The following is an 11,737-nucleotide window of genomic DNA, read 5'->3' as shown; positions in this document are numbered from 1 at the left end:
AAATAGAGATAGTTCGGATGCTCCTGGAACCACTGAATGGCACCTTCGGTACCCCAAACGCGGATGTTGAGGTTGTTCTCCTGGCCGGTGGAAATCTGCGAGGCATGCAGAACACCCTTGGCGCCGTTTTCATAACGCAGAAGCACGTTGACGTCGTCATCGAGGAGTCGCCCCTGAGCAAAGGTGGTCAGGTCGGCGCACAATTCTTCGATGAACAGGCCGGTAATGTAGCGGGCCAGGTTTTCGGCGTGCGTGCCGATGTCGCCCAGGCAGCCGCCGGCACCCGCCTGCTTGGGGTCGGTGCGCCATGAAGCCTGCATCTGCCCTTCCAGCTCGATGCGCTTGAGCAGCCAGTCTTGCGGATATTCGACGACGATCTTTTGAATCTTGCCGAGCATCCCCTGCTTGACCATCCAGCGGGCATGCTTGACCATGGGATAGCCGGTATAATTGTGCAGCAGAGCGAACACTTTGCCGGATTTTTTAACCACGTCGCGAAGAGCCAGCGCTTCGGGCACGTCCATGGTCATGGGCTTTTCGCAAACGACGTGAAAACCGGCTTCGAGAAATGCTTTGGCGATGGGGAAATGCCAATTGTTGGGCGTGGTGATGGAGACAAAATCGATGCGCTCATCGGGGGGAAGCTTGAGTTCCGCTTCAATCATCTGCTGATAATTATCATAAGCGCGCTTCGGGTCGAGATTGAGAATACGTCCCATTTCGCGGGATTTGGCCGGATCAATATCGAATGCTCCGGCAACGATTTCCACATGGCCGTCCATGCGCGCCGCCTTGCGGTGTACCTCGCCGATAAACGCGCCCGGACCGCCGCCGACCATGCCCATCCGCAGTTTACGGGTCATGGCGTCGGTCTTGCTTCCTTCGATCATAACGCCTCCATAGTTAAATCAGTTTATCAAGGCAGGATTTTTGGTGAAGCAAACAAAGCTATACAAAAATGAAGTAACTGTCAAGCTGCTTTTTGTGAAAACCTTTTGTTGCAGCGCAAAGGCACTAGTGAACCTCAAGGCAAAAAGATGGGGGTGACGGCGTTGTCTTCATCGAACGAAAAAACGTAGTCATGGCTGCGCCGCTCCGAAGCAAAATCAGCCGATTATTGACCGCCAAAAAGATCTCGAGCGGTGCATCAAATGATCGATTCCGAGAAATATTTGGATGACCACGAACTCGTCGGCAAGTCCAAAAGTCGTTTTAATCCCTTGCATCTCATTATTTTTTTAAGTAATTTTGTCGGATAATTAAAAAATATTTTCCCTTCACGGAACGCCCATTGTTCCCGCAATCTTTTCCGAATCGAGGGACAGCCCTCATGAATAATTTTTTGGAGGATTTTCATGTCTAGGAAAATGGTCACCATAGACGGCAATGAAGCCGCCGCCTATATCGCTCATAAAGTGAACGAGGTGATCGCCATCTATCCGATCACACCTTCATCCAACATGGGCGAATGGGCTGATGCCTTCTCGGCCGAAGGTAGAACCAACATTTGGGGAACCGTTCCCCAGGTCGTAGAGATGCAGAGCGAGGGCGGCGCTGCCGGTGCGGTGCACGGCGCCCTGCAGACCGGCGCCTTGACGACCACATTTACCGCCTCGCAGGGCCTGCTGCTGATGATTCCCAACATGTTCAAAATCGCCGGCGAGCTGACATCCACCGTTTTTCACGTCTCGGCCCGCACGGTGGCCACGCATGCCCTGTCGATTTTCGGCGATCACAGCGACGTTATGGCGGTCCGCTCTACAGGGTGGGCGCTGCTGGCTTCTGCCTCCGTTCAGGAAATCATGGATATGGCATTGATTGCTCAGGCAGCCACCCTCGAAGCGCGCGTGCCGATTCTGCACTTTTTCGACGGTTTTCGTTCTTCGCACGAAGTGCAAAAAATCGAGCAGCTCTCGGACGACGACATCCGCGCGATGATCAACGACGAGCTGGTGCTCGCTCATCGCGCCAGAGCTCTGACGCCGGACAAGCCCAAGATTCGCGGCACGGCCCAGAATCCGGACGTATTCTTCCAGGCGCGCGAAACGGTCAACCCCTATTACCTGGCGGCGCCTGCCATCATCCAAAAAGCTATGGACAAATTTGCCGCCCTTGTCGGTCGGCAGTATCATCTGTTCGACTATATCGGCGCGCCGGATGCCGAACGGATCATCGTGCTGATGGGCAGCGGTGCCGAAGCGGCTCATGAGACGGTCGAATACCTCAATGCCCGCGGTGAAAAGGTCGGGGTGGTCAAAGTCCATCTCTATCGGCCTTTCTCGGTCGAGCATTTCATCCAGGCGTTGCCGAAATCGGTCAAATCGATTGCCGTGCTGGACCGCACCAAAGAGCCGGGCGCTGCCGGCGAACCGCTCTACATTGATGTGGTGACCGCCCTCACCGAATCCTACAACAACGGCACTTTGCCTTTCGCCCTGCCCAAGGTGGTCGGCGGACGCTACGGCCTCTCTTCGAAAGAATTCACACCGGCCATGATCAAGGCGGTTTTCGACAATTTGAGCCAAAAGACGCCCAAGAATCATTTCACCGTCGGCATCAACGATGACGTTACGCATACCAGCCTTGCGTACGATCCCTCCTTCTCCACCGAGCCCGACGACGTCTTCCGCGGCATCTTTTACGGCCTTGGCTCGGACGGCACAGTCGGCGCCAACAAGAACTCGATCAAAATCATCGGCGAAGAGACGAACAACTATGCGCAAGGCTATTTCGTCTATGACTCGAAAAAAGCCGGTTCAGTGACCGTTTCGCACCTGCGCTTCGGCCCGCGGCCGATTCGTTCCACCTACCTGATCGACCGCGCCCAGTTCATCGCCTGTCATCAGCAGTTCTTCCTCGAAAAATTCAACCTGCTGGAAAAAGCGGTGGAAGGCGCCACATTCCTGCTGAACACGCAGGCCGGGCCGGATAAGGCGTGGGACTCTTTGCCGCGCGTCTATCAGGAAGAAATTTTGAAAAAGAAGATCAAATTCTACGTCATCGATGCGTATGACGTAGCAAAAAAGACCGGCATGGGCGTGCGCATCAACACGATCATGCAGACCTGCTTTTTTGTCATTTCCGGCGTGCTGCCGAAGGATCAAGCCATCCAGTACATTAAAAACGCCATCAAAAAGACCTACGGCGCCAAGGGTGACCGAATCGTGCAGCAAAACTATATGGCGGTCGACCAGACGCTCGAGAATTTGTACGAAGTCAAGATTCCGAACAAGGTAACCAGCACCATCGAGCTGCGGCCGCCGGTGCCGGAAAATGCCCCCGAGTTCGTCAAGAACGTCGTCGCCAAGATCGTCATCAACAAGGGCGACGAGGTGCCGGTCAGCGCCTTCAGCTGCGACGGAACCTTTGACACGGCGACCACCCAATACGAAAAGCGCAACATCGCCCTGGAGATTCCGGAGTGGGATCCGGAGACCTGCATTCAGTGCGGCAAATGCGTGATGGTTTGTCCGCATGCCGCCATTCGGCAAAAGGCCTATGACCCGGCGCTGTTAAAGGATGCGCCGCCGACCTTCAAATCGACCAAAGCGCGCGGCGGCGATTTTCCCGAAGGATGGGTCTATACTCTGCAGGTGGCTCCGGAAGACTGCACCGGCTGCTCCTTGTGCGTCGAGGTGTGTCCGGCGAAGAACAAAAAAGAGGTGGGCAAGAAGGCCATTAATATGGTGCCGCAGCCGCCGATTCGCGAGCAGGAGCGCATCAATTACCAGTTCTTCCTCGACCGTATTCCCGACATGGATCGTCGGCTGGTTAAAGTAAACACCGTCAAGGGATCGCAGTTCCTGCGGCCGCTGTTCGAATACTCGGGCGCATGCGCCGGCTGCGGTGAAACTCCGTACGTCAAGCTGGTGACGCAGCTGTTCGGCGATCGGCTGATCATCGCCAATGCCACCGGCTGCTCGTCGATTTACGGCGGCAACCTGCCGACTTTTCCCTATGCCAAAAACGCCGAAGGCCGCGGACCGGCCTGGTCTAACTCGCTGTTCGAGGACAATGCCGAGTTCGGCTTTGGTTTTCGATTGACGCTGGATAAATTCAACGAGTACGCCAAAGAGCTGTTGGTCAAGCTGGCGCCGCAAATCGGAGAGACGCTCGTCGATGAGCTGATCAGGGCCGATCAATCGACTGAAGAAGGCATCTATGCTCAACGTGAGCGCGTGGAAATACTGCGGAAAAAGCTGGCGACGATCAAATCGCCTGAGGCTCAGCACCTGAATTCACTGGCTGATTATTTGGTGAAAAAGAGCGTCTGGATTTTCGGCGGCGACGGCTGGGCTTACGACATTGGTTACGGCGGACTCGATCATGTGCTGGCTTCGGGCCGCAACGTCAATGTCCTCGTGCTCGATACCGAAGTCTACTCCAATACCGGCGGCCAAATGTCCAAGTCGACTCCATTGGGCGCGGTCGCTAAATTCGCCGCCGCCGGTAAGCCGATGCCGAAAAAAGACATGGGCATGATTTTCATGACCTACGGCAACATCTATGTTGCGCGCGTAGCCATGGGTTACAATGACCTCGGCGTAGTTCGGGCCTTGCTGGAGGCGGACGCCTACGACGGCCCAAGCCTGGTCATTGCCTACGCTCATTGCATTGCGCACGGCATTACGATGTCAAAAGGCATGGAAGAGCAAAAGAGAGCGGTCGAATCCGGTCATTACCCGCTCTTCCGTTATAATCCGGCGTTGGCCGCCAAAGGAGAAAATCCGCTCAAGCTCGATTCCAAGGCGCCGAGCATTTCTTATGAAGAATTCGCCTACAACGAGACCCGCTTCAAGATGCTCACCAAATCCCAACCCGAACGGGCCAAGATGCTTCTCGAAGCGGCACAGCGGAGCGTCAGCGAACGCTGGAAGCTGTACGAAATGTGGGCAAACATGGCGGTCCAAGGGCCGGCCGAGCAGCAATAACTGAGTGGGTGCGGCGTCGCCGCGGCGGCGCCGCTGATTTGACTGGTAAGCAAAAGAAGGGGAAACCCAATATGGATTTGTCGACTACATACATGGGCTTGAAGCTCAAGAATCCGCTGGTGCCGTCCGCCTCGCCGTTATCCAAAACCCTGGACGGCATCAAAAAGCTGGAAGACGCCGGCGCTGCCGCCGTCGTTCTCTATTCGCTTTTTGAGGAACAGATCGCTTTTGAACAGGAAGAGCTGAATTATTTCCTTGATCGCGGTACCGGCAGCTTTGCAGAAGCGCTCAGCTATTTTCCGGAGGTCGGAGAATATAACCTCGGTCCGGAGGAATATCTTGAACACATCCGTCGCGCCAAAGAGGCGACGTCGATTCCGATCATTGCCAGTCTGAACGGCGTTTCGGCAGGCGGATGGATCGACTATGCTAAAAAAATGCAGGAAGCCGGAGCCGATGCTCTGGAGCTGAATATCTATTTTCTCGCCACCGACCCGAATCAGGAAGGTCGAAAAATAGAGAATCAGTACCGCATTATTCTCAACGCCGTCAAATCCAACGTGACCATCCCCGTGGCGGTTAAACTGCATCCATTCTTCAGCTCCTTAGCCCGCATGGCGAAGGAATTGGATGACGACGGCGCCGACGGGCTTGTGCTGTTCAATCGTTTCTATCAGCCGGATTTGGATTTGGAAAATCTCGAAGTAGTTCCCGGAGTCGTGCTCAGCACCTCCGCAGACCTGCGGCTGCCGCTGCGCTGGATCGCCATTCTTTACGGAAAGGTCAAGGCAAGTCTTGCCGGTACCACCGGCGTGCATACGGCGATGGACGCCCTCAAGATGGTTGCCGCCGGTGCGGACGTCGTCCAGGTCTGCGCCGCGCTGCTCAAAAACGGTCCCGCCTATCTCGGAACGATCCTCAAAGGTATGGAAAAGTGGCTGGAGGAAAAAGAATACGATTCTTTGAGCACCCTTAAGGGCAGCATGAGCCAAAAGGCGGTTGCCGAACCTGCGGTCTTCGAGCGCGCCAATTACATGAAGGCTCTCAACGATTTCCGCGATTACGTCCTCTGACCCTGCAAATCAAAAAAGGCGGCCCTTTGAGCCGCCTTTTTTTATGATCCGAATAAACCCGGCATCCTGCTGAATTAGCGCTAATCCCGCAATTATGCGTCTCTGCGATACCATTTGATCAGTCCCGTTTCAGCCGGGTGTTCGATCAGCTGGTGGCGTGGAAAAACCCTTGCAGTAAAGCCCATTTGGCCGGAAGTCGTGGTCTTGAGCGAGGTTTGATAGAGCACGACGCCGTCGCTCGGAGTGCCGTTGGGCCGCATCTCGGCCGTTTGCGGGTCTTTCAAATCGCCTTCTTCGCCCACACGGCCGTAATAGACCTGCACCATTACATCGTCCGTCTGTAAAGAGCCGAGCCGGACGCGGGCAAGCACTTCCACCTCACTGCCGATTTCAACGTCTCGTCCGGAGTCGACGGATAGAGAAATGACTTCAACATTATCCCAGTTTTGTTCCACTTTATGCTGCCATGAAACAAAATCTTTGATGATTTTCCCCTGCTCGTCGTCGACCCGGCGGAGGCGGCGGCAAGCGGGAAGATAATAGTCGGTAAAGTACTCTCTTACCATGCGCGTGGTATTAAAGTAGGGGCAAACCGTCTTCATGCCGGCTTTCATCATTTTAACCCATTCGCGCGGCACGCCTCCGCTCCCCCGTTGATAAAAGAGAGGTATGACGTGATTTTCCAAAAGATGGTAGAGTTCTTCAGCTTCGATGCGGTCCTGTTCCCCTTCGTCGCGATAGTTTTCTTCGCCTTTGCCGATCGCCCAACCGATGCCGGGGTTCATGGCATACGCTTCATCCCACCAACCGTCCAGAATGCTGAGATTCAAGGCACCGTTGGCGGCGGCCTTCATGCCGCTGGTACCGCTGGCCTCGCGCGGGCGACGCGGCGTGTTCAGCCATACATCCACGCCCTGCACCATGTAGGCGGCGATGCGCATATCATAATTCTCGATAAAGACGATTTTATCGCGAAATTCTTCCTCTTTGGCAATGCTCATGATGCTGCGCAGAATTTCTTTACCTTCGCGATCCAACGGATGCGCTTTCCCGGACAGGATAACCTGCACCGGTTTGGCCGGGTCGTTCAGCAGGCGTCGCAGTCGTTCTTTATCGGAAAACAAAAGGTAGGCGCGCTTGTAAGAGGCAAACCGCCGCGCAAATCCGATGGTTAGTGCTTCCGGCTGCAGGACTTCAGCGGCCCGCTCGATGTCGCTTGAAGAGGCTCCCAATCCTTTGAGACGATCCTGCAGTCGTTTGCGGGCAAAGGTGACGAGCCGTTCGCGCCGACGTTCGTGCGTGCGCCAGAGCTCGACATCGGGTATCTGATCGATGCGCTCCCAAATGTCCGGATCGACCGGATTGCGGTACCAGGTGGGGTGCAGATAACGGCTGAAAAGCTCCGACAAATCGTGCGAGATCCAGCTGCGCACATGCACACCGTTGGTTACGTAGCCGATCGGCGCCTCATCGGTCGGCAGATCCGGCCACAAATGCCGCCACATACTGCGCGATACGCGGCTGTGCAGCTTGCTTACGGCGTTGCAGCCCCCAGCCATCCGAATGGCAAAGATCGCCATGTTGAACTTGTCCTCCCCTTCTTTTCTGCCGGCCAACTGCATCAGACGATCGAAAGGCAAATCGAGGCTCCTGCAATAGGCTTCAAGATAGTAACGCACCATGGCGGGATCAAAGCGGTCGATTCCTGCCGGCACCGGCGTATGCGTGGTAAAGACGTTGCCGACGCGGGTGGCGGCAAATGCCTGATCGAAATCGGCGCCCGGATGCTCCTCCAGGTAGGTACGTATCCGCTCCAAAGCCAAAAACGCCGAATGGCCTTCGTTCATATGGCAGACCTGAGGACGGATGCCGAGAACACGCAATGCCCGCATTCCGCCTACGCCGAGTAGAATTTCCTGCCGAATGCGCATCTCTTCTCCGCCGCCGTAAAGTTGCGAGGTGATCAGTCGGTCCTCCGGACTGTTTTGCGGAATATTGGCATCCAGCAGATAAAGGGGGACTCGCCCGACAACGACCCGCCAAATTTGGGCAAAGACCTCTCTGCCGGGAAGCTCTACCGAAACCGTCAGCGGTTCTCCGGTCGCGCTCTTCTCCAGGGTAAAGGGGAGGTTGTAAAAATCATTGATCGGAAAAGTTTCCTGCTGCCAGCCGTCGGTCGCCAGGTATTGCTGAAAATAGCCCTGTTGATAGGCCAGACCGACGCCTACCAACGGTAGACCAAGGTCCGAAGCAGCCTTGAGATGATCGCCGGAGAGCACTCCCAATCCGCCTGAATAGATCGGCAGGCACGCTGCCAGGCCGTACTCCATCGAAAAATAAGCGATCGTAAACGGCTTTTCATCAGCATAATTTTGTTCATACCAGGTCTTGCGCGAAAGATAGTCCGCCAAGGCGGCGCGGACGCGCTCCATCGAGGCCAGATAACCTTCATTTTCAGCCGCTGCCTGCAGCTTCTCCTGGCTGATGGTGCCGAGCAGTAAGACCGGATTGCGATTGACCGCTTCCCAAAGCTCAGGATCAAGCCTTCGAAAAAGCGCACGCGAGTTTGGATCCCAAGTCCAATATAGATTGAAAGCAAGCTCGCGTAGAAACTGAAGCTTTTCGGGCAGTCTGGGCACGACGCAGACTTTTTCTATCTTGTACAATGACGTACCTTTGGAATCCATGTCCATCGCCCTTTCATGAAATTTTTACAAGACAGATTAATTCTCGACTCTAAAGAGATGCCGATTTTCCAGGAAGTACAAAACACCGGTGATGAGGGTAAAGAGAGTGGTGATCAGCATGACGATCCAAACGAAGCGCATTTCTTCCAAAGCCCGGATCAGCGACGCCGAAATGTAAGCTCCGTGCTTCAGCATCACTTTGGCGATCATGAAAACGAGTGCAATATAGATGGCCACGGTCTGCACCGCTGTTTTCCAGCGGGCAATTTCCATGGTGCGAACCGGTTTTCCTTTCTTGATGCCGAAGGAGCGCAGCCAGGTGACGAAAACGTCCCGCAGTACGATTACCGCCACCATCCAAACGTCAATATATTTGTAGCCGATTAGGCAGATAAAAGCGGCGGTAATAAGTATTTTGTCCGCCAAAGGATCAAGGTATTTGCCCAAATTGCTTTCCCATCCGTAACGGCGCGCCAAAAAGCCGTCGAATTTATCGGTCAATGTGCTGAAAATAAAAATCAAAAGCGCAACAATCTTCCAAACCACACCGGGGAGATAGAAAGCATAAATAAATACGGGCGTGATCGCAATGCGGAAAATCGTGAGGATATTGGGAATGTGATGGACCATCCGATAAAATTATTTGTGCAACAAACAATCAAATATACTGATAATTTCTGCAAGCAACAAGAAATTTATCGCCGAACCGGCTTACCAGATTTTTTCGAGCAAAGCAGCAACGGCCGTCAGCCCCTTTTCGTCCTGTTCATCAAAATCATCAAAGGCTTGGCTGTCGACGTCGAGCACGGCGCGCAGCTCGGCCGTTCGATCGAAAACCGGCACGACGATCTCAGAGTTCGATCTTGCATCGCAGGCGACATGGCCGGGAAAGGTGTGCACGTCCGGCACGATGATCGGTTTGCCGCTTTTGGCGCATGCGGCGCATACGCCGCGATCATAACTTAATTTGACACATGCGGGCGGCCCCTGAAAAGGCCCCAAGACCAGATAATCGGGCCGAACAAAATAAAATCCGACCCAGAAAAAATTCGGATGGTATTCCTTTAAAATCGCCGTTGTGTTTGCGAGAACGGCGATCAAATCGTCGCAGCGTTCGACTTGTGCACGAACGCGCTTGGCCGCCCAGCGATAAGCTTCGCGCTTGTTCATCTGCATTGTCTCCTCGTAAGCATCTCTTCGAAAACCGCTTTTTCCACCACCCGGTATGCCGGACGCTCGGTCCCCCGATAAGCCGCCGAATGACGGCACGGCGGCAGGCCGGCTGCAAGCAACTCTTTGATTTTATTTTCAACGAGCTCCGGTGCAAAGGGCAATCTGCCTTCACGGCATAGTTCCATAAAAGTAGCCAAAAGTTCGACGAGCTGTTGCTCGGCATTTAAAGGACGTCGCGAATGCAAAAACGCTTCCCATACAATGTTAGGCGCGATCCCTTCGGCAGCGGCCGAAATTGAGTCTGACTCGGCTGCCGTCGATGGAAACGCGTTCCATCAACGGCTCCTGTGGATTGGGAAAAGTGCACTGCCATTCTTCATAAAACGCAGTCTCGCTGCGCGGAATGTCGCCGAGCAAATGTTCGCCGCCGCATGTTCCCTGGTACAAAAGCTTGTAAACATCAATCCATTCCATTTTAGGATGTCTTGTTAAATGTTCCTGCAGCAGGATAAAAAGATTTTCCTCAAGGCTCACGGGGTATCCATCCGTCGTTTAAAATAAATTCCATCCAATAGGCCAAGTAGCTCCATTTTCCAAAAGGCGCATAAAGCTGCACCACCTCCTTGGCAGTCGGCGTCCTTCCTCCGAAACGGTGTCGGGCCAGAAAATTGATCACCAAGCTGTCGACGGCCGGCTCGTCAAAGTGGCCGTAGAGGGCCGCCAAATAGCGGGCGGTGACGTGGCCGATGCCGGCAAAGCTTTCGAAATAACGTCGGCAGTCGGCTCCGTCCATTGCCTCGACTTGCTTTGTCATTTCTTCAAGATCGACGTCGCTAAAGCGAACGGCCAGATCGATCAAATATCGGCTGCGGTAGCCGACGCGGCCCACTTGCTTGAGAAAAGACTCGCCGGCGTCGAGAATTTGTCGGGGCGTTGGAAACAGTCGGTAGGATCCGCCCTCAACCGGATCACCGATTGCAGCGATTGCCCGAATCATCCTGACGGCTTGATTCCACTGTACGTTCATACCGCAGATGCCTTTAAAGAGATCCTCATAGACCGTCTCGCAGCGCATGATGCGGCCCAAACCGCGGACCGGCACCTCGGCCAAAAATGAATGCTGCCGACACAGCTCGTAAAACTCGGTCAATTCCAGATCGAGGTTTAGGATTCGACGCATTCGGCCAAGAACCGGCGCCGCATCACTGAAATCTCCGGTTATTTCCAACCCCTTTATCTTTTCATCCGCCGCCTTCACGCAAAGGAGAACCGGTCGCCCCTCGGGTGCCGTCGCCCAGTAAAGAGTCTTTTCCTCTTCGCGCCAATAAAACGGCGGCAGTTGAAACCATCCGTGCGACTTTAGCGAAGCCTCCCAGTTGTAGGGTTGGGGGACGATGAGCGTACAGTGGTTACGAGTCATGCGCGGAAGAGAATCCTTTTCCTGAGACGATCATCTAAAAGAAGAATAGAAAGAGAAATATGGAGGAAAAATGGATCTTAGAGTGACGTTTCCCGGCAATCTGCAGGTCAATGCGGAATACGGCCCGTTCGTGATCGAAACCAATCAGGACGGTTCGGCGCCGCCGCCCTTTGCGCTCTTTTTGGCATCCATCGGAACGTGCGCCGGAATTTATGTATTGAGCTTTTGCAAACAGCGCGGCATCCCAACCGAAGGCCTGCAAATCACCCAACGAATGGAGAGCGATCCGGTTACGCATATGATCAAAAAAGTGATTCTCGATACACATTTGCCGGCGGGTTTCCCGGAAAAGTATCGTGAGGCGGTGATCCGTGCGGCGGATCAATGCGCCGTGAAAAAGCACCTTGCCGAACCACCCGCCTTTGAAATCAACACGCTTTGATTGCTGCCGAG

10 protein-coding genes are annotated in these 11,737 nt (G+C 54.3%); 3 read left to right on the top strand and 7 right to left on the bottom strand.

Going from position 1 to position 11,737, the window contains the following annotated elements; translation table 11 throughout:
- On the bottom strand, positions 1 to 890 hold an 890-nt coding region (locus ONB24_06875; protein ID MDZ7315828.1), incomplete at its 3' end, for a Gfo/Idh/MocA family oxidoreductase.
- A 465-nt stretch (positions 891 to 1,355) separates the two neighbouring features.
- Between ONB24_06875 and nifJ the strand changes: the two genes are divergently transcribed.
- A complete protein-coding gene (nifJ, locus tag ONB24_06870; GenBank protein MDZ7315827.1) occupies positions 1,356 to 4,931 on the top strand; it encodes a pyruvate:ferredoxin (flavodoxin) oxidoreductase in 3,576 nt (1,191 codons plus the stop codon).
- A 71-nt stretch (positions 4,932 to 5,002) separates the two neighbouring features.
- Positions 5,003 to 6,004 (top strand): dihydroorotate dehydrogenase-like protein, encoded by a 1,002-nt coding sequence (locus tag ONB24_06865; GenBank protein ID MDZ7315826.1) that lies wholly within the window; start codon positions 5,003 to 5,005, stop codon positions 6,002 to 6,004.
- A 92-nt stretch (positions 6,005 to 6,096) separates the two neighbouring features.
- On the opposite strand, the gene glgP is transcribed toward ONB24_06865, so the two are convergent.
- From glgP to ONB24_06835, 6 genes are all read right to left on the bottom strand, one after another.
- Positions 6,097 to 8,691 (bottom strand): alpha-glucan family phosphorylase, encoded by a 2,595-nt coding sequence (gene glgP, locus ONB24_06860; GenBank protein MDZ7315825.1) that lies wholly within the window; start codon positions 8,689 to 8,691, stop codon positions 6,097 to 6,099.
- 36 nt (positions 8,692 to 8,727) lie between these two features.
- Positions 8,728 to 9,321, bottom strand: coding sequence for a CDP-diacylglycerol--glycerol-3-phosphate 3-phosphatidyltransferase (pgsA, locus tag ONB24_06855; protein MDZ7315824.1), 594 nt, complete (start codon positions 9,319 to 9,321; stop codon positions 8,728 to 8,730).
- Between the two features lie 81 nt (positions 9,322 to 9,402).
- The gene (locus ONB24_06850) at positions 9,403 to 9,861 is read right to left on the bottom strand and encodes a GAF domain-containing protein (GenBank protein ID MDZ7315823.1); all 459 of its coding nucleotides are present in this window, start codon (positions 9,859 to 9,861) and stop codon (positions 9,403 to 9,405) included.
- Positions 9,858 to 10,109: a hypothetical protein gene (locus tag ONB24_06845; GenBank protein MDZ7315822.1), complete on the bottom strand. Its 252-nt coding sequence runs from the start codon at positions 10,107 to 10,109 to the stop codon at positions 9,858 to 9,860. The genes ONB24_06850 and ONB24_06845 overlap by 4 nt, the downstream gene beginning before the upstream one ends.
- 19 nt (positions 10,110 to 10,128) lie before the next feature.
- Positions 10,129 to 10,398 carry a hypothetical protein gene (locus ONB24_06840; protein ID MDZ7315821.1) on the bottom strand — a complete coding sequence of 90 codons (270 nt, stop codon included), beginning with the start codon at positions 10,396 to 10,398 and terminating at the stop codon, positions 10,129 to 10,131.
- A complete protein-coding gene (locus ONB24_06835) occupies positions 10,388 to 11,284 on the bottom strand; it encodes a hypothetical protein (GenBank protein ID MDZ7315820.1) in 897 nt (298 codons plus the stop codon). Before ONB24_06835 ends, ONB24_06840 begins: the two co-directional genes overlap by 11 nt.
- A 70-nt stretch (positions 11,285 to 11,354) precedes the next feature.
- On the opposite strand from ONB24_06835, the gene ONB24_06830 reads away from it, so the two are divergent.
- Positions 11,355 to 11,726, top strand: coding sequence for an OsmC family protein (locus tag ONB24_06830; protein ID MDZ7315819.1), 372 nt, complete (start codon positions 11,355 to 11,357; stop codon positions 11,724 to 11,726).
- The last annotated feature ends 11 nt before the right edge of the window (positions 11,727 to 11,737 follow it).

The organism is candidate division KSB1 bacterium (assembly GCA_034505495.1).
Classification (GTDB): domain Bacteria; phylum Zhuqueibacterota; class Zhuqueibacteria; order Residuimicrobiales; family Krinioviventaceae; genus Fontimicrobium_A.
Note: the sequence above shows the minus strand (reverse complement) of the source record. Positions and strands in the feature narration are given on the sequence as shown.